The sequence below is a fragment of the Mucilaginibacter sp. genome, assembly GCF_025359345.1.
Lineage (GTDB): Bacteria > Bacteroidota > Bacteroidia > Sphingobacteriales > Sphingobacteriaceae > Mucilaginibacter.
In genome coordinates this window covers 178,698-203,307 of the sequence record NZ_JANYGQ010000015.1, presented here as the reverse complement: position 1 = coordinate 203,307, position 24,610 = coordinate 178,698, and the positions used below count along the sequence as shown (strand labels likewise).

Here is a 24,610-nt window from a genome sequence, read left to right as displayed (position 1 = left end):
GCAATGGCAGACTTTTGTGCTGCCGGTAGTTGATTCGGCATTAATTGATAAGTATGAAAGAGCATTCGCTAAAATATGATACTGTAATAATAGGAGCCGGCCAGGCCGGCCTGGCAATGGGGTTCTATCTTAAAAAAATGAAGCTTAATTTCCTGATCGTGGATGAGAACGAACAAGTTGGGAGCAACTGGCGCAGGCGTTGGGACTCATTAAAACTATTTACACCCTCAAAGTATAATCAATTACCAGGAATGGGGCCGCTACAGCCGGTTAATGGAAGAACGTCAAAAAACGATATGGCACGTTACCTGGAAGCTTACGCTGCCAAATTTGACTTACCCATATTAACAGGGCAGCGTATTACCGGCTTACATCAAATTGATTCAGGCTACCTGTTAGAAACCCAGGCAGCAAACATCCAGTGCAGCAATGTGGTCGTAGCCACTGGAAACGGTGTTAAAAAAATCCCGTCATTTGCGGCGGAGATTAGTCCGGAGATAATACAAATACATTCATCGGAATATAAAAACGAGGAGTCGCTGCCTGAAGGCGATGTATTGGTGGTTGGCGGGGCCGCATCAGGAATTGAAATCGCGCTCGAAATCTCCCGAAAACGAAAGACTCAGCTATCGGGCGAACCAACCTTCATCCTTCCTGCAATTCTTTTTAAGCTGGGAAAGTTTAATTGGTGGATATCAAAACATGTGCTATCAACCCGGACACCGATAGGCAGAAAGGCGCGGCCGGGGTTTCTCAGGGGCGGAGCCATTATGCCCATGCTTTACGAACGGCTCAATCAGTCGCAGGTGATTAGAAGGCCCCGCCTTGCAGGGGTAAAAGCCGGGCTGCCCCAATGCACCGACGGCGAAGTTATCCGCCCCCATATCATTATATGGTGCACCGGTTTTCAGCCCGATCATTCCTGGATAAAGTTTCAGCTGAAAACTGAATTTGGTTGGCCGCTGGCAAAAAGAGGGGTAGTTCAGGGGGTAAAGGGACTTTACATGTTGGGGATGCCGTTTCAGCATAACGCCACCTCGCACCTTGTTTATGGAGTTGGCTCCGATGCGAAATATATTGCAAAACAAATCAAACGACTCGATTAATACCCCCGGATGAAGGCAAACAATGCGTAGTTGCGGGTCACCATTTTCCGTGATTGCGAAACCTGTTGAAAAGGGTCAGCTTTGTCATTTAACAGGGTGAGGTCAAGGAAACTAGGCGGTTGAACCAAATTAAACGGCGACGCACCTGGAAATAATTTTTGAAATAAGTGATTAAGATTATGTGCCGAAAATTTAACGGGCTGGTTTGGGTTGTCGTATTGGGGATCATTGATGGCTGCACGCCTGCCCCCGACCCAAAACAAGCCTTTCATGTAGTAACCCCTATTGGGCAGGAAGTAAGTTTGCCGCCCGCCTACCAAACTGCACCCGTACATAACTATTGCAAAGTCATCGGCTGGCCGCCGGGTAAAACGCCACAAGCCCCGGCCGGTTTTCGCGTGCAATTATTTGCTGATAGTCTCGATAATCCTCGCAATATGATTGTAGGCTCAAACGGCGACCTCTTTGTAAGTGAGGCAAACACTGAGGTATCCGGTCTAAAAAAAATCGGCGCCAACCTAATTGGCATCAGTGCATCGCAGAAATTGGGTAAAAGTGCAAACCGAATAATCTTGCTAAGGGATACCAACCACGATGGTAACGCAGATATAAAAAGCGTTTTTTTGAGCGGATTAAACCAACCTTACGGAATGCTGATTTTTAAAGACTGGTTTTATGTGGCCAATACAGATGGTCTGTGGCGTTTTCCATATAAAACTGGCCAAAACCATATTAACAGCAAGGGCAATAAAATCCTTTCGCTGCCCCGTGGTGGTTATAATAACCACTGGACGAGAAATTTACGCCTGAGCGCCGACAGTACAAAAATATATGTAGCAGTAGGATCGGGGAGCAACGATGGCGAACATGGGAAAGAGAACGAGTTCAGGCGGGCTGCGATCCTGGAGATAAACCCCGATGGTTCGGGCGAAAAAATATACGCCAATGGGCTGCGAAATCCGAACGGGCTCGACATTCAACCTGAAACAAAATCGCTGTGGGCGGCGGTTAATGAAAGAGATGGGTTCGGTGACGAGCTTGTTCCTGATTTTTTGACACAAGTAAAAAAAGGAGGTTTTTATGGCTGGCCGTACGCATACTTCGGTCCACACGAAGACCCCACTCATAAAAATGAGAATCCGGATAAGGTGAAGCAAACACTCATGCCTGATCTATCCCTTGGCGCTCACACAGCCCCGTTGAGCTTATGCTTTTATAACGGAAAGGACTTCCCGCCAAAGTATTACGACGGGGCTTTTATTGCGCAGCATGGCTCGGCTAACCGGGCCGAACTGGTGGGTTACGGCGTTGCATTTATACCGTTTTTAAATGGCAAGCCCGCGGACAAATGCGGGGATTTCCTAACAGGGTTTATATGCGACCGAAAAACAAGGCGCGTTTATGGCCGTCCTGCGGGAGTTGCCAACTCCAAAACTGGCTCCTTATTTGTTTCGGACGATGCCGGTAATAAAGTCTGGCTGGTAAGTTATGTTAGAAAACGTAGCAGCCATAATTGAACATGTATTGAAATCTAAAACATCACGTTTTACAAATAATTATTTTTTTAATCTAAATTTTTACCTTTGAACACAACAACCAACTACTTTAATCCTGTGCGGATTACAAGATTTAATTATGGAATGCGGATGCTGAAGACGCAACGGTTTGAGTTACAAAATTACCTGCCTGAAGATTTTGAGATTGGCCAGGATTTCTTTGACCAGGTACTGAAGGACAAAAAGTGTTGTATTTTTTTACAATCGTGCCAGGGAGGGCACGAATACATTCACCTGGGGGCGGCTACTAAGGACCTCATTGGCTATTCCCAGGAGCAATTTGCAAAAGGCGGAATTGATTTTTGGTTTTCGCTCATTGATCCGCGTGACCTTCCATTTATTTCTGATATTATTATTACTAAGTTCCGCGACATGATGAACCCGAATTTCAGCCATGAAGCGCCTACGCCAATCGTGCTTCGTTACAGGTTAAAGACTGCTTCAGGTAAAAACGTATGGCTTAAAGATACAAAATATCTCCTCTCGATGAATAAACAGGGCAAGCCTCAGCAAATATTATGTAAGATTGAACTATCGCCCGGTACCAAGAGTGAATCAAACGAATTCGACAATTTATTAAATTCTCAGGAGCCGTATGCGCGTGTTTTGGAAGCGGCCATGATGCTTAAAAACGCCAAGTTAAAAGAGCCTATTGGCACTGCTCTTCATCACGTAGCCGAGATGCCTATAATTACTAAAAGGGAAAAAGAGATTTTAATGCTTGTTGGCGAAGGCCTTTCAACAAAAATGATTGCGGACCGGTGCCACATCAGTATTAATACCGTGGAGACTCACCGGCGGCATCTCCTTGTGAAACTAAACGCAAAAAACTCCATGGAATTGATCAGGCAGGCCTCGAGGATATTTTCATTGTAAATGGTCAAATCACTGGAAACCCTATATTGGTATAAGTCAATGAAACGATCATTACGCGATTAATTGTTTTATAATTTCGCTGATATCACTAATACCCCAACGTTCGACATATTGCCCGTTTTTAATCCTGATAATTTCTAAGGAGCTAATTTGGATCTTTTTGCCCGTGGCGGGTATCCCCATAAAAGTGCCCTGGTGTGTGCCCCGAAATATTTTTTGCGCGGTTACAAGGTCTTTTTCTGCAATGAGCTCAACTATTTCTACCTCCAGATCGGGGAAGCCTTTTTTAAGGCTCCCCCTTATCGACTGCAGCATTCCATCCGGACCGGATGACGTGCCTGGAATTGCCGCATGGTTAATCATATCCACGGCCACCAGTTCGCTGAAGGTGTCCAGGTTATCAGCTTCTATAAATTCTTTGTTAAACCGGATAACTACGGTTTTATTCTTTTCAGAAAGCGTTTGCATTATTGCGGGTTTTTAGGTTATGAACTTACTTGATGCGTATTCTTTTCAATGTGGTCTGCTATAAATTCTGCATCCCGCCCCACGCCCAGTATCCAGGTGGACGTAATAGCGTATTGGAAAGCCATTCCTAGAAAATAAAGCCCATTGTAACCTTTAACTATTCCCCGTTCAGTAACAGGGTAATTATGGCTGTCAATTATTTCTTTCATGTTGTGCAGCCAAGAAAAGTCCCTTGTAAATCCGGTGCACCAGATTACGGTTGAAACGTCACATATTTCACCATCTGCTAGCAACGGAAAGCCCGAACTGGCGCCGGCTACCCGGGGAACGTGAATGGCGCCGGCATCTGTAACTTCTTTTAATGAGATATTAAGCAGTGGAGCCGCTTGTCCGTTTAGTTTTATAGCATCGCGCATTTTACGGCCGCCTTTGTACTCAACCTGCGCGAGGAGCACCGGAACGGGCAGGAGCTCTACCAGCGGTTCCCTTCGCAACTGACCAATTTCGTAGCCGCAGACGAATATGAATCGTTTGATAAGAGCGTGCTCGGCTTCTTGATCAAGAACGTGAGCGATGCGCAAACCTTGTTCGACTATTTAAACTGCGCCAGCACGCAGCCAGATGACATCCAAAAGTTCCTGACGCAGTTGTACTTGGAAGACAACTCGCTGGCAAACTTTTACCGGACGAACAGACAGGAAACGGTTTACTGGCCTGACATCTTCGAGAAAATCGATGAAGGGAAACTGTTAAGAGCCCGAAAATCCTTTGACGAGCTCAAGCCTGTGATCGAAAAATATGGCCACGCATTCGATTTCGATGATTTCCGGCGTCTGATGATCGTACACGATTATGGCAACCTCCAGTCGGCGAAGACCCTGACCGCCGCCTTTGCTTCGGAACTGGTGCTGTCCCATGGTGATTTTCATTCTAAAAACGTCTTAGTCCAGGGTAATCACCGTCCGGTCATCATCGATACCGGGGCGATCGGTCATCAATATTGGTGCCTGGACTATGCACGGTTGATCGTTCACATCTTCACCAACGGGCTCGATAATGGCACTGCGGATTACTTCGACCCGGCGATTCTGCCCCGGGATATTGCCGTCGCGAACAGAATTATCCATTTGCAGCCGATCGATTTGGACGGCAAGAATGATAATTTTATAGTTGCCTTGAACTGGTTGACGGCGAATTACGCCGCTATAAATGAAAAGGCCCACTTATTCGAATTGCAATTAGGTCTACTGAAAGAATTTATCCAGATCTCCTATCGTTCGGACACAATGCCCCCAAACAAAAGGGTACTGGCCCTAATCAGCGCGCACCAATGCCTTTTGGCGGCTAACACAATAGTGAAATCTATCGAATAGCATTAGAGTTCAAATATGTTCCGAGGCGACGCCGGTAATTGAAAATAAAAAATGGGAAAGTAGCTTTTCATAAGCAACTTTCCCTTATGGTAGCCCCTTGGGGAATCGAACCTCATCCTTAGAATGCAATTTTTCGCAAGTCATCCAAGAAATAGTTCGAGAATTGTCCGGCAAGGGCTCATAAACTCAATTAGCCTAAAACAGGATCGAACTATTGAAGTTGGGCAAATAATCTCGAATCATTAAGTGGTTAGAAGTTGGTCATGTTGGTGCCCAGATTTAAGGCAAGCCATCGGGGAATTGAACTACCCTTGACACAATTTCCCCAAATACCCCCTGTTTTAAAGCAGCAAATTCTTCGTATAGTTTCAGCTACCAAGACCTCCTGCTATGCTAACTAACAGGCCGCCCAAATACCGACACCTTAAATTGCATTCGATCTGTTATTTAAATGGTAACGAATAACTGGGAAACCAGGCATAAAAAGCTACAAAAATTAATGATTACTTCTTTGCATTAATAACATAACCTTTAATACGGTCCTTCTTTATCGGTCTTCTTTTTCTTTTGATATCAATAAAAAATTCATCTTCAAAGCCTAACCCCGTGTAATACAATTCGTCGAAAACCCCCTGGTTCTCGGGCGAAAATGTCATTGAGGCGCCGTTGTTTGCCGCCATTTTTAAATAGAGATTTTTGTTGGATATATAAGTGCCGCATATATCCATTTCGTCTGTAGCGTACATTCTGCCATGAATCCTACGGCGGTGGCGTAAAAACTCCGTAAAATTTGCTACCGGGTTATTAAACTGTTTTTTTAACGCCAGCACGAACGTTTCGAGATCATCTATGTAAACAGACCACGGAAAGTCTTCTTCAGGTTCCTTCTTTAATAACAGGTTTAAATCCGTTTGGACCGGGCCCCATCTTTCCAATGTTACAATTATAGAGAAGATATGATTAAAGCGCTTAGGGTTAACGGTATGGATAACCTTGTCGTTTTCAATAACATCAAATTGATCGTCGCTAAAGAATTTATCTTCAACGCGTAAGCATTGGTCGTACCCATATTGAATGGCATCTTTGAAATCGGTCCTTATCCGCTCAAAGCCCTTCTCAGGGTTTCGGAATGGTTCCCTGAATTTAGATGCTTTCACCTCGATGATCAAAGCCGTGTCTTTGTATAATATTAAGATATCCTGTTCGGTATTATGCTCAACGCGATAGTTAGTGTAGAAAAACGCTTCCTTTGCTTGTCCAAACAGTTTCTTGAAAACTTCAATTGTTTTTACTTCCAAAACCTGGTCCCTGTGTTTACGAAGTTTATCCGCAATACCAGGCTCATTCAAAAGTAACCGATAAAGAAAACTACTAAATGCAATCGGCAGTTGTTTCTGATAAACATGTAATAGCTCGCCGGTGGGCAATATCATAATTGGAGCTTGTTCGATTGGATTAGCTTGCGCATAAAAAAGGAATTTCGGGTCTGGGTTAGGAAACATCGCCACCATTCCCAATAGGCGAACAGTGGTTTTCTCTGCAAACTGCGCATAGAATTCCTCTTTTCTGAATTTGAATTCGGCATGCGTGCATTCGTGAAATTTATCAAACGCATCGCGCACAGAGTCAGGGAGGCTTTCAAGCTTTTGTTCAAAAGTTTTATTGTCGTCGATATTCAGGATAAGTTCCTGGAATTCCTTTGTACCCTGATAAGAGTTAACCTCGCGAAATTTGCGTTGACTTACTTCTTCGGCATATCTGATCCAACGAACAATAATATCCACCGTTACCCCAAATAACTTTTCTATAGTTTTGTCGAACCGGGTGAATACCCGTTTTAGCCGGTCAATATCCTGCTCCATGTAACTTAAAGAGCCGTTATCAAAAAAGGTCTGAAATGAAGCCTGATGAATAAACCTATTTGTTAAGTCAGCCACATTATCAATATCTCCTAAGCTTTGTTGCTGATATAGATCTTTTATTTTATTTAAGTCATCAGCCCAACCGGATATAAGATCAACGTTTTCCAATCCCAAAATTTCTTCTCCGCGTTTTTCTGCCAATGCATTTAGTGCTATTAAATACAACCAGTCTTTCAATTTGGAGCGGAATTTATTTAACGGATGATCGTCAAGCCCGTCGGGTCGGTGTTTAATGAAATAGGTGAGGTAGCCCGCGAAGCTTTCCAATTCAAACTGGGAAACTTCTTTTTTAACCTTTTTACTAAGTCGCTCAATTTCAAGTTCTATTTCAGTCATTATTGGAATTTAAATTGTAAAATTAGGATACTCGGACTAAGAATAATATGATTTAATACTCTTATATGTGTAAAGATAAATTTTGCCCACCTACGATTGTTTGAATCTCAGTTATTCGATTTCTTTGTTCATTTGCAGCTTTCTGCGATATTTAGACTTAAGTTTAATTATGTTAAGATATAAGTACGGTCTTATAAATAAACGTTAAAACATTTTTAATTTTGTTTCTTATAGCAATCTATGACTATTGAAGAATTAAAGACCAAAAGAGAATCTGAAGATAAAGTTGAATTTAAAGCTGCTTCTAAGGATTTTACTTATAACGGCGGAAAGCATACTAACCAAGCAGACCGGAGAAAATGCTTTTTGGGCTATGTCGTAGCGTTAAGTAACGAGGGCGGGGGCATGCTTGTGTTAGGGATGGGCGACAGGTACCCGCACGAAGTTGTAGGAACTAAATTCGCTGATAGGGAACTGGGAAATCTGATTGACAGCGTTTATGGTCACTTAAAAATTCGTGTGCAAATCGATGAACTCTTTGAAAACGGCAAACGGGTGATTGTTACGACTATTCCTGCCCGTCCGGTTGGAAAGCCAATGAAATATGAGGGTGTTCCCCTAATGCGAATCGGCGAAAGTCTCAGGAATATGTCAGATGAAGAATTATTCAAAGTCCTGTCTGAACAAGAACCTGACTACTCTGCAAAGATTTGCGAGGGACTAACGATTGACGACCTTGACGAAGCTGCAATTGACGTATTAAAACAACGATATGCCAGTAAGCAACAAAATCAGGCATTCAGATCATTAAGTAATGAACAAGTTCTTTCTGATCTCGACTTAATCAAATCAGACAAGGTTACCTATGCTGCATTGATTTTGTTAGGTAAAAAGGAGGCATTGCAACAATATATACCTCAATCAAAAGTCATCATTGAATATAGAAGTTTAGAATCTGAAATTGCACATGATTGGCGGGAGGAGATTAATGAGCCTTTATTTATTGGCATCGACAATGTCTGGAATATTATTCGTTCGAGAAACACGGTTGAGCATCATAATTTGGGACCGTATATTATTGACATTCCTGTATTTAACGAAATGGTTATCCGTGAGGCGCTTTTAAATGCAATTGCGCATCGCGACTATCGTTTGACCTCCGAAATTGTCATTAAGCAATTTCCCAAGAAACTCATTATTAACAATCCCGGAGGTTTTCCATTGGGCGTAAATCTCGAGAATTTGCTCTCTGTAAACAGTACTCCGAGGAGCAGACTGATGGCAGACGTCTTACTCAAGACTGGTCTGGTTGAGCGTTCCGGGCAAGGAGTAGACAAGATATATTCCCTTACGCTCTCAGAAGGTAAAGCCGAACCGGATTATTCTAATTCAGATCCATTCCAGGTTTCTCTAGTTTTAAAAGGGTCAGTAACGGATAAAGCTTTCAATGTTTTTATTCAATCGGCCCAAGACGCTCTTTCAGTGGATCAAAAGCTTAGTGTCTATGATATTATTGGACTTGCGAAAGTTCGTGAAGGACTTTCTTCGGGAATTCATAATGATGTCATTCAAAAACTTGAAAAAGAAGAATTAATTGTAAAAGTGGGAAGTGGAAACAGTCAAAGATTCGTTCTTGGAAATACCTATCAGGAACTGACAAAACAACCTTTAAAAATCGGAAATTATATTGTCAAGGAATTGGAAATTATTCTGGAGACTTTTAAGAAAGAGGACAAGGTAAAGATGGGGACATTTGTCAATTCATTTGAGGGGGGATTAAAAAGAGAACAAGTTAAATTCCTTGTTGAGAAGCTCTTAGACGATAAGGTATTGGAAAAGTCCGGGGAAGGAGCTGCAACTAAGTATACAATATCCTCTAAATTTAATGGCAAGAGTCCTTTCAGTCAAGTAGAAGAGTTCTTAAATCATAAATATAAACCCAATGATCTGGACAAGTAGTCAGAGAAGATCTGAGAAGAGATCTAGTCTAACTTAATTCCACAATATAGATAGGAATTCCCCAAGACTACTGGAATAGACGACTAGATAGAAGAAGACGTGTCAAGAACAATTATGAGAACATTCTTATGTCTTGAGAGTTCAGATCAAGGAGAATATGACTTCTTCTAAAGATCTTATAGGCAAATCATTGGATCAAAGAGTGACTAATCCGAAAAGATGACCTAATGAACTTGAAATTCATTTTCCAATTCGACAAAAGAAAGTCTCCGACTGATCCTATATAAAAATCTAAGAATTCCACAAGAACTCTGAAAATTCCACAAGAATTAGTTTAGACGACTAAATCTGAACTTCAATCTGAAGATTTTTCCTGACCCAGACAGAATGCAAATTATATAAATTTACCTGATTTGTTGTTAATGTGATTTTGATTATATTTGTTCGTCTTTAAAGATTTCCCGAATAAAAAAAATAAAAAACAATCGCGTTTTAAAGGATGAGTTATGATATATGTTCATTCACTTTACCTGATTGCAATCCAACTTAGTTGGATTGCAATCAGGTAAAACGGTTTTTCTTTCATCTGTTACTTTTCTTTAGAAAAGTAACCCATACCCTCAAATTCCCCCAAATTATAGTGACCGACGATCCCAATCGGCTACACCTGGCCGCGGTCACACGCCGGAACGTTATAGGGAATGACATAACTCTATCATTAATGCTATAAGCAAAGAAAGACTCGAAATAAAGGTGCTTAAGGAAACCGTCGGCATGCTCCAGCCATTGTCACTGACACTTAAGCAATTCCTAAAACACAGGAAAGTGATAGAACTGTCAAGTGCCCGTTTCGTCACCGCTGAGAATATCTATATATAAGCAACTCTTTTCAATCACTTCAGGAAAAAGCAGGTACCATCCGGCAGGGCGCCAGGCGAATTTAGAATGGGACAACGGGAGCGAAAGGGACGGAAGGATGCCGGATGGTTCTTGTCGCGCGGCCTGTAACGGGGTAAGGGATTAAGTGGTGGGGGGAGCGGACCTTGTCACAGGTAGGGGCGGATTACCGGGTGCAATGATAGAATTGTTTACTGTAACAGCATTATAGTCCGACTATAATTATAAGATTTCTAAAAAGACCTATTTAGTGGTTCGAAGCCCACCGTGAGCTCCTGGTCCAAGGGGGAACGCTTCCCCCGTCGCCTGTATTCGCAGCTATTTAATGAATTGTAAGAACATTTTTGCAAAAGCTGTTTTAGTGATCAGTTTGTCATCATCCAATAAATTCAAGAACATTTGTCCGCCTTTTAAGGTAAATTCATTCCTGAAGACCAGATCAATATCATCATATGATTTAGGTTCAAATTTCCCATCCACACAAAAGCTGTCTTTTTTATAACAGGGATATAAAAGATATGCATGATCGCCCTTGAAATATAACTTATAAGCCAATATTTGCCTAAGGTCGTGGTCATCCGGCTTATCGTCAACCGGCCGTTTCCATTTTGTATCCAGCACGATCTTCCGGCCGTCAACCAGTTCGATGAGGATGTCCGGGATCAGCTTCTTGGTACCCGTATCGCCTTTCCAATATTTATATTCCCGCTGATCACTTACAAACCATCCTAAACCCTTTGCAGCGGAGCGGATGCGATTATAGACGAACTTTTCCCAAAGCATGTTCATGTCGAACATAAGCGCAAGCACATTCGTTTTACCTTGTCGCAGATCAGGGTGGTAATTCAGCAAAATGAGCCGGGCAATCTGCCATGCGGCCTGGTAAGATTGTGTTTTACGAGTTAGCTGAAACCGGGAAAAAGTTTGCTCTGTTACGACAAGCTTATCGTTTTCGGGCCAATTTTGAAGGACAGCAGCTGCCTTAACGCCAGTGTGTGATTCACCGGCAAGATCCGCGATTACCCGGAGGGCTTTGCCAAGTACATGATGTATCTGGTGATGCTGGTCGTATACCGTATGTTCCGTGTAAAACCGCTCGGCATGGATCATGTTCTCGCGTATCTGCTCATTGAACAACAGCCGACCCTTTAAAGCGTACTGATTGTCGGCTTCGACCCGGTATCTTTTGATCAGCCCCTGGCGCAGGAGATCGTTAATCTCGCTTAGGAACAATTCAAAGTACAATTCCAAGATGGAATTGGCGCGCAACCGCAGATCGGCAAAGCCCGTGGTTTCCGGATGAAGTAAACGGCATTCTTTGAGCATATCCAGTAAGATGTTGCGCCACTTGCCTTTTTCCTGATCGTCCCGGTCAATTTTAGGCAACACCTCAATCGTCAGGCTTCCCACCTGGAGCACACCAACGAATTCCTTAAACCGGATGCCGCCATAGGTGAGGTCGTAATAGGAAGTTTTGTCGCTGAAAGCCTGTAAAGATTTGATCTCGTCCAGAGTAAACGCTTCCCTTTCGAAGTTTATGCGGTCGTATTCGAAATACTGCCTGAGCCGTTTCATCCGATGTTTATTTTCGCATAAGCCGCCATGAAATTTTCCTTAGTTGCGAACGCATGTTCGTTAATTGCAAACAGGTCTTTACTATCCATTTCCTCATCGTCCCTGTAGGCAAACGAGGCTTTTTTTACGGTATGGCTAATAAAGCCTTCGCCCAATACCAAACGCAACTTTCGGTAATCGCCAAAGAAATATTCCTGCAACAGTGGGATAATGTTATTCCTAAATCGGCTCATCAGGTCTTCCACAGAACCAACGCTGATCAGGTAAGCATGGCCGATCAGGTGGTCGCGGTCTTTTAGCAATTCCAGGCGCTGATTGATTACGGTCAGCAACTTTTGGAGATCGATACCAGTGAAATATTCGTGTTTTAACTCATCGATCTGGGCCTCGTCCTGAATGTTTCCCCAGCTATCACAGATCCGTTTTAAGCTACTTTTTAACTCGTCGGTTACTCCAAATAACTCCATCAAATTCCGTTCAGCCACCAGATAATCATTATCGGCCCAGTCGCTGTCGCCATAATCCCAAAGCATTTGCCAAAACATCCTTTCCGGTGATAAGAGCTCAGGATGCGGCTGCATTTCGAGAAAGTTGAACCGTCTGCGCAACGCGCTGTCCAGTGCCTCGACGCTCCTGTCGGCAGTGTTCATTGTGCCGATTACATACAGGTTTGAAGGTACCCCAAACTCATCACGGCTATAAGGAAGTGTAACTTTCAACGCTTCACTATTCCCGGTACGTTTGTCCGGTTCCAGCAGGGTGATGAGTTCACCGAACACACGGGATACATTTCCCCGGTTGATCTCGTCTATGATCAACACGTAAGGTTTATGATCCTGTTTAGCCGGCTGGAACAGGTCGGTGAAGGCATCGTGTTTGATATCCTCATCAAAAAACTCGTAGATGCTTTGTTGACTGATTTTTTTACGAAAGAAGGTTTCCGGCGTCTGGTTGAGGTTGACCGCCAGCCATTCTACTTTCCTAAACTGGTAATATTCAAAGTCATTCTCATCACTCCAATAATAATCGCTGGTCACACGACCGACGGCATCTACAATATTGTTGCCTTTAGAGACCACAACGATATCGCCCTGCCGCATGTTCTGAAAGGTAAACATGGCAGTGATATTATACCTGCTATCTTTAACAAGGTCAGGAAGATCCTTCTGAAACTTATTGCGATATTCTCTCCAAAGCGTGATCTTTTTGAAGTCAGCAAAATCGTGGTCGCCGCCCCAGCCCAGGCAGATACAATTGTTTTTGATACACCAGTCATGGATGTGCGGATTTTGTAAACCACCGAGAGACATTTTGTAAAATCGTACGTTGGCCAGGTCATGCACTTTTTGCGTTTTAACGTCGGCTGTCAAGCGCGCTGCGTTACAGATCAGCTTAAAAATGCCGGGTTTGATCTCATATTGCAAGGAGGCAGCATTTTGGGCGGGCTCAAGCGGCTTAATGCCTTCTATGAAATCCTCATAGCCGAGACTTTGGTGAAATGTTGTAAAGACAATACGTTTCTCGTCAACGTAACGATCATAACGGGCTTTGAGTGCGGAGCGGGTGAGTCCTTCTATGTCGCCGTCAATGATCGACAAGGCTTTATTGATGGTATGGTAAGTTTTCCCTGTTCCAGGAGGGCCGTACAGAATTTGATTAAGTGGCTGACTCATTCTAATTTTTTGTTTAAGCTCGTTCGTTTTAATTTCCTTAACAATATTTCTAACCTGGTCACCAATGGCCTGGTCAAAAAATTTGAGGCGGTCGATGAGATTTGTAATAGTTTGTTCTCCGAAGAAGTTGACGGGTTCCGCCAGGCGTATACAGTTAGCGTGTTGCCAGGGGAACCATTCTAAACCGGCAGGCAGTGTTTTACCAATCTTTTCCCAGAATACCTTTTTATTCAACTCATCTTCGAAGTGGAGGCAGATATTGACCTTATCGCGTTTGCCGGCCAGTATCTCAAATTCGTAATGCGCTAACTTTGAGCCAAGGAGTTTTGACTCATCGCTGGCCCACATCCAATCCCGTTGCCCTTGCCTCCCACTGATTTCCTGCATAATTGAAAAAAGCGGTGGTTCTGTTTCATCTGATAATGTTTGTGCAAGTTCTTCCATCAGCCCCTTGAAGGTTCTTCCGTTAATCTCCAGCATGCGGTATAGAATGTCCTGTGCGAGGATCATATTGTTTTCATCCGTATAGCAATTCGGGGATTTCAACTTTCTAACCAAATTTTGCAATTCGGCATCCCCACTTACAAAGCCGTCGATAAAATCACTGACTATACGCAGGTAATGCACATACTTAAGTCCGGGTTCCGCAGGGGGCTCCCCGGTAATGCGGCACAGGATCTGGTAAAAAGAATCTTTATAAAAAGTGTATTTGGACGGATCGTGATAGGTTAGCAAAGTAGCTGCCGTTCGCTCATCATGGTGAGGCAGGTGGTTGGGCTGCTGGTCGATCTCCCTGTATAATTTAAAAGCAGTCTGACTGAAATTCCTGATCCGTTCAGTTAGTTCAGTACCATCTTCAAATAATTGTTTCAGACATTCCCTGTAAGGTTCCGTCTGCTTTTGCGCAAGGTTGAAAATCACACCTATTCCCGGCCCATAAATTAAGTTCATAAACTTTACGGACTTGATCTCGGTGTAAAGATCCGGGGCGTTCATATCAGGCCTGCCCTGAAATTGTTTGAGAAGTTCCCATTTGTACATCTCATCCGACAGCCTTTCTTTGCTCAACAATTCTTTATAACGCTTTATAAGCTCGAAAAAGGGACTTTGATCCTCCGATTTCCCCTGGATTAAAAAGCCAAAGTTTTGCAGGAATGTATTGGTAGGACCTCCTCCCGGGCGTTCCCAAAGGTGCTCGCCTGTCGCAAAAAAATGGGCGCGGCGCAATACCTCTTTTGGTGGATAAAGTTTACCATTCACGGCAAGGTCAAAGCGCGTAGACTTATTAAGTTTTTCGTCGCTTGCGTCGATTTCCTCAAGCGCTTTTAAGATGTGATCTTTAGTGATCAGGTCAGGTTTAAATGCCATTTAATAAGTTAAAATTTAAATTAATCTACTCTCCACGTCAGAGTTAAAATACGCCAAAGCGATAGGGAATGACTGGAATATATTAATCTATAAAGCTAGTAATACAATGGGTTACTACAACTTAAATTTATTAAAATCCAAGACATGATATTGTACGCCAACATTGTGTCTGCAGAGGGTTTTCGGAGAGATAATCACTGGCAAAGATTAGAAAAGAAAAGTGCTTAAGTCAGCCTTCCTGCCCCCAACTTGAATTTTTTTTTGGTTTGAAGATTACTTAACAGCCAGCTGCCGTAATAACGCACAAACGGCTGTAGCTCATTTGCTTTGAAAGTTGCGACAATGTAACCGGGAGCTTTCTGATTGTCATAAAAAACAATATTGTCGACTAAAAACGCAGGTGTTACAGATTCGACCTTAATCGAAAAATGAGCAACGCAATGCCGAAGGGCTATCGCAAGGTCTTTGACTGTTACGAAGTCCGGGTTGATCTGCGTATCTTGTAGTCCCATTTCCTTTTTCATCTGCGAAAGCAGCCGGTCATTTGGGATAGCATCGATGATGCGTTCTTTCGGCATAACGATAAGGCCTGTCAAGCAATTAAGCAGCAGCGTATAATTATATTGTTCATAAAAGTCATATTGATTCAGATCCTTTTCGTACTGGCTAATCAGTTGAAGTGTCCGTTCTATAAATTCGTATTCGAAATCTGCGTAATTACCCATTAGAGAATTGTGATTAAAGTTCCGTTAAAATTCAATAATTCTAAATTCATTCGCAAATAAAATGAACGAGTTTAATCCGGCGGGGTAGAATGGTAAAATAGAAAGCAGATATTGTGTGTGGCGGAACCTGGGCATATAAAAAGCTACCAAAGACAAATATTATCAAATAATTTCCGGAAAAAAGCAAGTACCATCTGGCAGTACGCTGGGAGAATTGGGCCTGGAGCACTGGGGCAAAGAAGGAGGGATGCCGGACGGTTCTTGCTGCGCGGCCTGTAATGGGGTAAGGAATGGAGCGGTGGAGGGAGCGGACCTTGTTACAGGCGGGGGAAGATTAGCGGGAAGTTTTTACAGGGATTGTGCTATGCGAAACCGGGCATAAAAAGCTACTAAGGCAATAATCATCAAAACGTGGGTAAAAAGCAATTGCCATCCGGCAGTACGAGGAAGGATTGGGCCTGGAGCAGCGGGCGGGCAAAAATAAATACAAGCCTTTTTTGGTTGCTGCGACAGAAAACGAAAAATTGCCAATCAACAATTTAACTACTGTATGAATATTCGCACGTTTTAGCGCGTTGTCCCCATGGAGACGCCTGACTGTCCCGCCAGTGAATTGAAACTGCATTTTGTATTAGTTTAGACATTTGTTGCGATTTTTTGACAAAAAATGGCATAAATTAATAAATCATTAATAGAACTTAGACCCATAGCATATACTATGGTAGAAATGGGTAACCGGCCGCCAGTCACTGTAGAAGTGACAGCTTCCGCTAAGGGAAACGGAAAGCTGGAAACATGGCTGGATGATTTGCAGAATGGCAAATTGATTGCAACAATACCTGTTATTGCAACAGGTAACAACCAGTGGAAAACCTTCAGTAAGTTGTTCAGGGGCATTACAGACCAAAAACGATGTATTCGTGAAATTCCCATCAGTGCCGCTAATACCATATTAATCAAAAGCATAAAATTTACTTACAAATAGCGATGGATAGTTCAACCCTTAATCTGCGACCATTTGCATTTTTACTGCAGAGCGTTATTGAATAGCTTGAAAAAGATGTGGCACAAAAAAGTTGGAATTGCCTGGACATAAAATACAGGGTGCTGATTATTGACTGTCTTTAAAACATCAAAAAGCTTATCCTAATGGAAATACTAAATCAAAATAATAATAACCATTTATGAGACATCTGATTTTTATTCTTGCCTTAACGATCTCTGCTGAAATTGCTAATACGCAGCCTGCGCCCGTTAAGGTGAGCGAGGGATTATTGCAGGGAACTGCGGAAAATGGCCTTACCATATATAAAGGCATCCCCTTTGCGGCGCCCCCGGTTGGAGAATTTCGCTGGCGCCCGCCGCAACCCGCAGCAAAATGGGATGGCCTGCGCCGTGCCGATAAATTCGCTCCGGAACCTATGCAAGGCGGCAATTCTGCATCAGGAAAAAGTGAAGATTGCCTGTACCTGAACGTATGGACACCGGCTAAGTCCCCAACTGACAAAGTTCCGGTCCTTGTATGGATATACGGTGGTGCTTTTAACTTTGGAGGTACAGCTGAACCAACTTATAACGGTGAAAAGCTGGCTAAAAAAGGGGTAGTGCTGGTAAGTATAGCCTATCGTGTAGGGCAGCTTGGGTTTTTGGTACATCCTGAACTGAGCGCCGAGAGTCCGAGCCATGTTTCAGGGAACTATGGTTTATTGGATATGATCGCTGGCCTTAAATGGATAAGGGAAAATATTGCCGCTTTTGGGGGCGATCCAAATAAAGTTACCATATTCGGTGAATCGGCAGGAGGTATTGCGGTTAGCATGTTATGCGCAAGCCCACTGGCCAAAGGACTGTTCGAGGGTGCTATTTCCGAAAGCGGCGGCTCATTTGGTCCCACACGCACTACAACCTATCCGGGCGAAAATATGAAAAGCTTGCCCGAGGCGGAAGCTGCGGGTGAAGCTTATGTTAAAGGTGCCGGGTTTTCATCAATTGCCAGTTTGCGAAAGGTGGATGCAAATAAGCTGCCTGCGGTGCGCGGGCTTGCCTGGCCCATTGTTGATGGTTGGGTGATACCCGACGACCAATACAAACTTTATGACGCCGGAAAATATAACGAAACCCCAATATTGGTGGGTTACAACTCGGACGAAGGCGCAAGTTTCTCGCCACCAAAAACCACAGAAGATTATATTGCTGCGGTAAATAAACGGTATGGCAAATTCGCTGCCGAGCTTATTAAGGCTTATCCGCCGGGCACGGATACGGTTGCAAAAACTGCCCGTGATCTTTCACGCGATGCCGCCTTTGGCTGGCAAACCTGGAGCTGGGCAAATTTGCAGGCGAAGGGCGGTAAGGCTAAGGTTTTTTATTATTATTTTGATCAGCATCCCGAATATCCGCCAGGCTCGCCCCGTGCGGGCTATGGGTCGCCGCATGGGCAGGAAGTAGCGTATGTTTTCGGCACGCTTGATACTTCAAGCCCACAAACCAGTAAAACAGACCTGGATATTTCGGATGCGATGGGCACCTATTGGACAAACTTTGCAAAATATGGCGACCCTAACGGGCCGGGAGAGCCTAATTGGCCTGCATTTAATATGGCTCACCCTGTGGTGATGTACTTCTCGCAAACTGCGCACGCCGGAACCGTCCCCAGCGCTGCATCGCTAAAAGTATTGGATGGATATTTCAAATGGAGGCGTTCTCCTGAAGGTGAAGCCTGGGGTAAATAATTTTCTATTTGTTATAAACTAACAATTATAACGAGCTCAGTAACTAATAAAAACAAATTAATAACTATAAAATGAATTTAAGGAATTTATCGCTGACCATCCTAACTGCCGGTGCGGCAATGCTTGTCGCCTTTAGCCCATCGGTCAATAAAACAACAATAGCAACATCCGTGAAAGATAGTATTATTTACGGGAAGCTGCCCGCCGATTCAGGCTTTGAAAAAACCATTAAGGGTAAACAAACACATTTATTTGTAGTAAAAAACAAAAACGGAATGGAAGCTGCAATTACCAACTATGGCGGCCATTTAGTGAGCCTGTTAGTACCTGATCATGAAGGTAAGATGACAGATGTAGTATTGGGCTGCGGCAGTATCGATGGTTATGTTAAAGCCGGGGCAAGCTATTATGGGGCAACTATTGGGCGTTATGGCAATCGTATCGCAAAAGGGCATTTTACCCTGGATGGTAAGGATTATACAATGTTCATCAACAATAGGCCGAACAGCCTGCATGGCGGTAAAGAAGGATTTGACCGCAAAGTTTGGGATGCAAAAAAAACAGACAACCAGACACTGGAATTGACCTATGTTTCCAAAGATATGGAAGAAGGCTATCCGGGTACATTAAGTGTTAAAGTAGTTTATAAATTAACAAATAATAACGCAGTGAAAATCAGCTACGAAGCTACTACCGATAAAATTACCGTAGTGAATTTGACCAATCATAGCTATTTTAACCTGAATGGCGAAAGCAACGGTACTATATTAAATCATATCGTTCAAATAGATGCCGATAATTACACCCCGGTTGACGCAACACTAATACCTACCGGGAAAATTGAACCGGTAAAAGGCACACCATTTGATTTCACTGTGACAGCTACTATCGGCGCGAATATAAACGATACAAACGAGCAGATAAAAAACGGCAAGGGTTATGACCATAATTTTGTATTAAATAAGCATGGCTTTACTACCCCTGTAGCTACAGTTAAAGGAGATAAAACCGGCATTGTGATGAAGGTTTATACCGAAGAGCCCGGCTTGCAATTTTACAGCGGCAACTTTATGGGCGGTGCTAACACCATGAAATATGGCGAAAAAGACAAACATCGCACAGGGTTCGCTATGGAAACCCAGCATTTCCCGGATTCGCCTAATCAACCGCAGTTTCCCGCAACTACTTTAAGACCGGGTCAAATCTATAAAACTCAGACGATGTATAAGTTTGAGAAGTAAGTATAAGCCGGTTTCGCTTACCATCAGAAAATCAAATCGTTATCTAAATTTTAAATCAATATAGTCATTAACCTTTTTAAATTATTTATTATGAAAAAGAAATTTTTATTATCCGCTTTATTAGTATTGGCAGTTGTTGCCATTTGCTTTGCCGCTGACATTACCGGACACTGGACCGGAAGAGTTAACGACCAGTTTGACATTTCTTACGACTTCAAGGTAGACGGCACAACGCTGACGGGAACCCATAAGGGGCCTGACGGAAATGTCGTACAAATAAAAAATGGTGTTATCAAAGGCGATAGCCTAAGTTTTACCATACCGATAATGGATAACGATGTTCCTATTAAAGGTGTTGTGAAAGGGGATGTAATGAGCCTTTCTATGTCTTTCAATGGCAACCCGGTGGCTTTCGAACTTAAGAAGGATGCTGCAAAATAATCCCCTAAGTTGTCAGGTTGAAAATTTCATTACGACTTTTCCAGGCCAGTTCACCGTTACTCCCAAAAAGATGGGGAAAAAGTAAAGGTCGAAGAACAGGAACTAAGCCGGCATGCATTGGAAGTGCCATTTGGTAGTGCGCCGGGAGAATTGGGGCTGGGGCAGCGGGGGGGAAAGGCGAGTATGGATGCCGGATGGTTTTGCGGCGCGGCCTGTAACGGGGTATGAGATTAAGTGGTTTGGGGAGCGGACCTTGTTACAGGTAAGGGGATATTAACGGATGCAGCGGGAAACTTAACGAACGTATATGTTGCGTTGACCGTAGTGGTGGTGGTGTTATTATTCCCGCTGAAAAAGGAGGGGAGAGGCACTAAAGAGTCTTAAAATGTGACAAGTGTTTCGAAAAGTTTCACCTAGCTGCCTAAGAAATTGCTAACATCATTTTCATAAACGTTTATCGGTTGAACGGGCTACTTATGAATCGAATTTAAATATTAAATTGCATCAATCAATATTTATGATATCTAACCTGAATTTCACTAATTCCCTTGTTAACCATGAAAATAGAAGCATTACTGCATAAAGGTATAAGTTCTTTAACGATGCCTGTTTCAGGGACAATTACCAAAATGGCTGATATTGGTGACATAGGCCGAAACTCTCTCGATGGCGTCAAAAACCGGTCAGAAAATCTTTCAGACGGTTATTATTTGGAATACGACGCATCAACAAATGTGATTGAATTTCAGACTAATGTGTTTAGCGAGGAGGTACGCAAATTGAGTGAAGAATTTAATACCAGATATGACGCTTTGTTTGCCTTTCGGAAAGATTTTGATAGCCTGTCATTGCAAGCGGTTGAAGACCCTTTCCTGCCAGCGAAATTTAAAGATTCAGCCAGAATAAATAATTCAATTGCATTGCTGCTGTCAATTTTATGGAATAATCAAATTTCATCACTAGCTAATGATATACCTGAGGAAACTTATCCAGTTTTAGAAAAAAGAATTAGTGCTCTATTAAGCGAGACAACCATCGCATTTTGTTCGGCTCTGATCTCCTTAGACAAGGGTAGTACTCGCTTATTAGCCTGTAAGGAAATTGCTAATGAAATAAGGAGACGGGAACTATTTAACGGGCTTTATTCGGATGAAGTCTCTCATCCGACAGCCCTATTTCAAAAAATAAGGATCAATGACCCTGTATTTTACCAAGAACAAATTATCTATGTAGATTATGAGAGCATCAATTCTTTGATGTATTACCCTAGCAAAATAAAGGAATATTGGGAAAATATAGCTTTAAAAAAACTATATAATGAAGATGACATAGCAGCGCTTAAAGCATGGGGCGTTATTCAAAATAAAAAAGCTGACCTTGCAGGCCTTCTGCCCGCAGCGGAAGATATCCCCACCCCATTTACCAAGTTAGAAAATGCTTATGATGAATTGTATGATGTTAGAATTCAAATTGATAATGCCATCAAAGCCACCAAAGAGATTGGGAATGTCGGATTTAACGTTTGGCTTAGTGGAGGATGGCCTGCAACGACGGAAGTGCTTCCTGAGGAACGATCGCTGTGGGTCGCAAAATGTGCAGTTGCAAATCTTGGTCTGCCAGCCGAGGAAGCCAATAAATATGGTAGTTGCTTTGACGGTCTGCTCGGCTTTATAATTAAGTATATTACAACCCCAAACAAGGCAATTCCGATTGCGAAAAATCATGACCAAGATGGAAAATTAGTACCACATTTATTTTTTGCCGGGGACATTGAAGGGCTTTTAACGTTTATCATCCCCCATGCGGCCAGCGATTATATCTCGGCTGTTATGGAATTTAAGATCAAAAGTATTTTTGGCGGAACCACTGTAAAGCTACTGCAAGCCTACACCTCAGCAGATCTACAAAACAATCCGTTTGATCAGCGAGGAAACATTTCTGATCTCCCTCAAGGTATTCAAATTTATAATGACCTGCTTGTTAATCCCAGGTTATATGAGGATCAAATAAACAACTTACGCATTTGGCGCGATAATTTCGAACAAAATAACGTTCGCACAAGTATCCCTAATGACGATGTAGTGATTGATGACTATTATAGGTTTAATAAAAGTAGATCTTATTTGGAAAAAAACCGAAAAAGTTTTGATTCGATTTTTTCGAAAATCGATAAAATAAGAATTGCCCTAACAACGGTAGATGCAATAAATAATGTTCAAAAAATATTCGACAGCTTAACAGCTAAACTAAATAGCGATTATATCAATTTAGGCTACCTGAAAATTCCGCTAGACAGCAAAGTTGTATCGCGGATCGTTTCAATTGGAGAATTTGTTACCGAAGGTAAACCTATTGCTACGATAATTGATAGGTTTCGGTGTGATGCACAGGCATTTATCACTCAGGAAGATATGTCAGACCTTCCTGTGCTACCCATGTCTGTTTGGAAAGTCGCCATTAACGGCGTTAAAACTATCGGTGATAATATTTTCTTTTCCTGCATTGTTAAACGAGTTGAACCGGTTGAAGGAAAGTCTTGGAAAATCGACTTGGAAATGATTGCATCAGTCAATTTTTCCGTAGAAGGAATTTTAAATTTTCAAGAGTTCTTACCGCTGTCCAGCAGATTCTTGAACCCGGTAATTGTCGGAATTTCCGAAGATATTTTAATCCAAGCAGAGCAAGCAATTCCAAATCAACAGCTTGCAACAATCGAATTTTTAGAGAAAATATTTTGAGAATGTACAATGACTATTCAATGTGGCCAGATCGCCATGATGCAAAACCTGGAAATTTTTTGGATGCAGCTAAACCATTTGGTACAAGATTCGGATTTAATTATTTACCAAATGACTTTTCGGCCACTTTAGCAAAGTCGGTTTTAGAGAAAAACGAAGCGCTTTTAACGGAGGTGGCAAAATCTTCTAAGCTGGAGGCATTTCAAGTTTGGTTGGGGGCCGTTTCCGCCGGGCTGTATGATGGTAATGAGGCTGCAGCAATTAAAGCGGGTGCCGATTATCAGCCAGTCTGGGTGTTTCGGTTGTATAACAATTTTGGTATTTCTAAAGATCAGGCAGAAGATTTGACAAACGCAAATTATGCCTACACGGGGTATATGCAAACGATGGACATGCTCGTTGGGATGGACTTTTCGGAGCAAACGGCTGATTTGCTGACACGTAGTTATCTATACTATTTTTCAGGGGAATATCAATATTTTCAAGATATTAAAACGTGGAGATTTCCCACAGTCGATCACACGTGGTGGGGGGAAGAAGTAAAGGACGTATCGAGGTTAAAAGCAGGTATGGATTATGCAGAATTTATACGTTTGGCCAGAAGCGTTAAAAAACTTGGTGTTAACCTCGATGAAAGAAACTTTGGTTTTGGAGATCAGGGTTATCCAAAATCAGGTTTAGGTTACCAGCTACCCATGCAAGAGTATGAAGACTTTAAAATAGAAAATGAGAAAACGCTCAAGCGCTGGGAAAGCGAAAGGGATGAACAAAAAGCCAAATTCGATAAATTAACCGAAGATGAGGACGAAGATGACGAAGACTTTAGTGATAATTGATAGAATAAGTGTGTTTGCTTAATAATATTATTAAATCTCGGTTCACCCTAATCTATGTCGCATAAAAGCGAAACCGGGATAAGATGCTAGTAAAATGAGTAATCATTAAAACGCGCGGGAAAAAGCAAGTGCCATCCGGCAGTACGCCGGAGAATTGGGCATGGAGCCGCGGGTGGGAAAGACAAGGAGGGAGTCCGGACTGTTCTTACTTCGCAAGGTAATGAATAAAGACGCAGCTTTAATGATAGAACAGCGCTGCATATCCAGCTTTACTAGGCTCGATCTCCAAGTCGTTGTGCCCCATATAGTCAAAGGCATCTTTTGTCAGCACGTATTGTGGCTTGGCCCCATTGCTTTGCAATGATAATGGTGTATGTTCAGTAAGTACGTTATGAACAGCCCTGTAAAAGTTCTGAAAACCAAAAGTTATTGCAAAACGGTCATAAGGGTCTAAATTTTCCGGAAAATCGAATAAATCGCCAGCTGGCTGATAAACGGAGTTAAGTATGGCGTTTTTCGTCATTTGATCGGCGCCTGCTAAAAATTCCTGCGCCTTCTGCTTCAGTTCGGGATAAGGAGTGTCCGCAATAATTTCTGTGCTTTTGAAAAAATCAAAAATCTGATTGAACTCGCCTTCAGCGTTCAGTTGACTCCCGGGATTAAGCGTTACTTTCCTCATAGTTAAAATTTTCATCCTATACGCTTAACAAGCGCGGATAAGGAAGGTTTTTTTTAAGTGTCAAATTTAAACAAAAACTTTCTATAATATTTCACTCACTGTCAATTAT

At 42.6% G+C, this 24,610-nt stretch carries 18 protein-coding genes; 11 read left to right on the top strand and 7 right to left on the bottom strand.

Annotated features, from left to right (window positions below; genetic code table 11):
* The first annotated feature begins 53 nt into the window (after positions 1–53).
* The 3 genes from Q0R52_RS08610 to Q0R52_RS08600 all read left to right on the top strand — a co-directional run bounded on the left by Q0R52_RS08610 (position 54) and on the right by Q0R52_RS08600 (position 3,538).
* Positions 54–1,106, top strand: a complete 1,053-nt coding sequence (locus Q0R52_RS08610; protein ID WP_295793977.1) for an NAD(P)/FAD-dependent oxidoreductase — start codon at positions 54–56, stop codon at positions 1,104–1,106.
* A 179-nt stretch (positions 1,107–1,285) separates the two neighbouring features.
* Positions 1,286–2,623, top strand: coding sequence for a sorbosone dehydrogenase family protein (locus Q0R52_RS08605; RefSeq protein ID WP_295793976.1), 1,338 nt, complete (start codon positions 1,286–1,288; stop codon positions 2,621–2,623).
* Between the two features lie 129 nt (positions 2,624–2,752).
* A complete protein-coding gene (locus Q0R52_RS08600) occupies positions 2,753–3,538 on the top strand; it encodes a LuxR C-terminal-related transcriptional regulator (protein WP_295793974.1) in 786 nt (261 codons plus the stop codon).
* Positions 3,539–3,589: 51 nt separating this feature from the next.
* Here Q0R52_RS08600 and Q0R52_RS08595 read toward each other — a convergent pair whose 3' ends face one another.
* Positions 3,590–4,006: an ester cyclase gene (locus tag Q0R52_RS08595; protein ID WP_295793972.1), complete on the bottom strand. Its 417-nt coding sequence runs from the start codon at positions 4,004–4,006 to the stop codon at positions 3,590–3,592.
* A 17-nt stretch (positions 4,007–4,023) separates the two neighbouring features.
* Positions 4,024–4,500, bottom strand: coding sequence for a hypothetical protein (locus Q0R52_RS08590; RefSeq protein ID WP_295793970.1), 477 nt, complete (start codon positions 4,498–4,500; stop codon positions 4,024–4,026).
* 72 nt (positions 4,501–4,572) lie between these two features.
* Here Q0R52_RS08590 and Q0R52_RS08585 point away from each other — a divergent pair, with 72 nt between their 5' ends.
* Positions 4,573–5,379, top strand: a complete 807-nt coding sequence (locus Q0R52_RS08585; protein ID WP_295793969.1) for a phosphotransferase — start codon at positions 4,573–4,575, stop codon at positions 5,377–5,379.
* Between the two features lie 503 nt (positions 5,380–5,882).
* On the opposite strand, the gene Q0R52_RS08580 is transcribed toward Q0R52_RS08585, so the two are convergent.
* A complete protein-coding gene (locus tag Q0R52_RS08580) occupies positions 5,883–7,637 on the bottom strand; it encodes a hypothetical protein (protein ID WP_295793967.1) in 1,755 nt (584 codons plus the stop codon).
* 240 nt (positions 7,638–7,877) lie between these two features.
* Here Q0R52_RS08580 and Q0R52_RS08575 point away from each other — a divergent pair, with 240 nt between their 5' ends.
* Entirely contained in the window at positions 7,878–9,596 is a 1,719-nt protein-coding gene (locus tag Q0R52_RS08575; protein ID WP_295793965.1) for an ATP-binding protein, read from the top strand.
* A gap of 1,215 nt (positions 9,597–10,811) precedes the next feature.
* Here Q0R52_RS08575 and Q0R52_RS08570 read toward each other — a convergent pair.
* The 3 genes from Q0R52_RS08570 to Q0R52_RS08560 form a co-directional block, all read right to left on the bottom strand.
* The gene (locus Q0R52_RS08570) at positions 10,812–12,068 is read right to left on the bottom strand and encodes a hypothetical protein (RefSeq protein ID WP_295793963.1); all 1,257 of its coding nucleotides are present in this window, start codon (positions 12,066–12,068) and stop codon (positions 10,812–10,814) included.
* A complete protein-coding gene (locus Q0R52_RS08565) occupies positions 12,065–15,109 on the bottom strand; it encodes an AAA family ATPase (protein WP_295793961.1) in 3,045 nt (1,014 codons plus the stop codon). The genes Q0R52_RS08570 and Q0R52_RS08565 overlap by 4 nt, the downstream gene beginning before the upstream one ends.
* Positions 15,110–15,333: 224 nt before the next feature.
* A complete protein-coding gene (locus Q0R52_RS08560) occupies positions 15,334–15,834 on the bottom strand; it encodes a HEPN family nuclease (protein ID WP_295793959.1) in 501 nt (166 codons plus the stop codon).
* A 718-nt stretch (positions 15,835–16,552) separates the two neighbouring features.
* Between Q0R52_RS08560 and Q0R52_RS08555 the strand changes: the two genes are divergently transcribed.
* The 6 genes from Q0R52_RS08555 to Q0R52_RS08530 all read left to right on the top strand — a co-directional run bounded on the left by Q0R52_RS08555 (position 16,553) and on the right by Q0R52_RS08530 (position 23,822).
* A complete protein-coding gene (locus Q0R52_RS08555) occupies positions 16,553–16,819 on the top strand; it encodes a hypothetical protein (RefSeq protein ID WP_295793957.1) in 267 nt (88 codons plus the stop codon).
* Positions 16,820–17,018: 199 nt separating this feature from the next.
* Complete coding sequence (locus tag Q0R52_RS08550; protein WP_295793956.1) at positions 17,019–18,566, top strand: carboxylesterase family protein; 1,548 nt, start codon at positions 17,019–17,021, stop codon at positions 18,564–18,566.
* A gap of 71 nt (positions 18,567–18,637) precedes the next feature.
* Entirely contained in the window at positions 18,638–19,807 is a 1,170-nt protein-coding gene (locus tag Q0R52_RS08545) for an aldose epimerase family protein (protein ID WP_295793955.1), read from the top strand.
* Positions 19,808–19,897: 90 nt separating this feature from the next.
* Positions 19,898–20,248, top strand: a complete 351-nt coding sequence (locus Q0R52_RS08540; RefSeq protein WP_295793954.1) for a hypothetical protein — start codon at positions 19,898–19,900, stop codon at positions 20,246–20,248.
* A 557-nt stretch (positions 20,249–20,805) separates the two neighbouring features.
* The gene (locus tag Q0R52_RS08535) at positions 20,806–22,986 is read left to right on the top strand and encodes a hypothetical protein (RefSeq protein WP_295793952.1); all 2,181 of its coding nucleotides are present in this window, start codon (positions 20,806–20,808) and stop codon (positions 22,984–22,986) included.
* Between the two features lie 2 nt (positions 22,987–22,988).
* The gene (locus Q0R52_RS08530; protein ID WP_295793951.1) at positions 22,989–23,822 is read left to right on the top strand and encodes a hypothetical protein; all 834 of its coding nucleotides are present in this window, start codon (positions 22,989–22,991) and stop codon (positions 23,820–23,822) included.
* 238 nt (positions 23,823–24,060) lie between these two features.
* On the opposite strand, the gene Q0R52_RS08525 is transcribed toward Q0R52_RS08530, so the two are convergent.
* Entirely contained in the window at positions 24,061–24,516 is a 456-nt protein-coding gene (locus Q0R52_RS08525) for a hypothetical protein (RefSeq protein WP_295793950.1), read from the bottom strand.
* Between the last annotated feature and the right edge of the window lie 94 nt (positions 24,517–24,610).

Excerpts from the sequence above, each read along its gene's own strand:
- Q0R52_RS08610 (WP_295793977.1), top strand. The coding sequence starts at position 54 with ATGAAAGAGCATTCGCTAAAATATGATACTGTAATAATAGGAGCCGGC.
- Q0R52_RS08605 (WP_295793976.1), top strand. The coding sequence starts at position 1,286 with ATGTGCCGAAAATTTAACGGGCTGGTTTGGGTTGTCGTATTGGGGATC.
- Q0R52_RS08600 (WP_295793974.1), top strand. The coding sequence starts at position 2,753 with ATGCTGAAGACGCAACGGTTTGAGTTACAAAATTACCTGCCTGAAGAT.
- Q0R52_RS08595 (WP_295793972.1), bottom strand. The coding sequence starts at position 4,006 with ATGCAAACGCTTTCTGAAAAGAATAAAACCGTAGTTATCCGGTTTAAC.
- Q0R52_RS08580 (WP_295793967.1), bottom strand. The coding sequence starts at position 7,637 with ATGACTGAAATAGAACTTGAAATTGAGCGACTTAGTAAAAAGGTTAAA.
- Q0R52_RS08575 (WP_295793965.1), top strand. The coding sequence starts at position 7,878 with ATGACTATTGAAGAATTAAAGACCAAAAGAGAATCTGAAGATAAAGTT.
- Q0R52_RS08570 (WP_295793963.1), bottom strand. The coding sequence starts at position 12,068 with ATGAAACGGCTCAGGCAGTATTTCGAATACGACCGCATAAACTTCGAA.
- Q0R52_RS08565 (WP_295793961.1), bottom strand. The coding sequence starts at position 15,109 with ATGGCATTTAAACCTGACCTGATCACTAAAGATCACATCTTAAAAGCG.
- Q0R52_RS08560 (WP_295793959.1), bottom strand. The coding sequence starts at position 15,834 with ATGGGTAATTACGCAGATTTCGAATACGAATTTATAGAACGGACACTT.
- Q0R52_RS08555 (WP_295793957.1), top strand. The coding sequence starts at position 16,553 with ATGGTAGAAATGGGTAACCGGCCGCCAGTCACTGTAGAAGTGACAGCT.
- Q0R52_RS08550 (WP_295793956.1), top strand. The coding sequence starts at position 17,019 with ATGAGACATCTGATTTTTATTCTTGCCTTAACGATCTCTGCTGAAATT.
- Q0R52_RS08545 (WP_295793955.1), top strand. The coding sequence starts at position 18,638 with ATGAATTTAAGGAATTTATCGCTGACCATCCTAACTGCCGGTGCGGCA.
- Q0R52_RS08540 (WP_295793954.1), top strand. The coding sequence starts at position 19,898 with ATGAAAAAGAAATTTTTATTATCCGCTTTATTAGTATTGGCAGTTGTT.
- Q0R52_RS08535 (WP_295793952.1), top strand. The coding sequence starts at position 20,806 with ATGAAAATAGAAGCATTACTGCATAAAGGTATAAGTTCTTTAACGATG.
- Q0R52_RS08530 (WP_295793951.1), top strand. The coding sequence starts at position 22,989 with ATGTACAATGACTATTCAATGTGGCCAGATCGCCATGATGCAAAACCT.
- Q0R52_RS08525 (WP_295793950.1), bottom strand. The coding sequence starts at position 24,516 with ATGAAAATTTTAACTATGAGGAAAGTAACGCTTAATCCCGGGAGTCAA.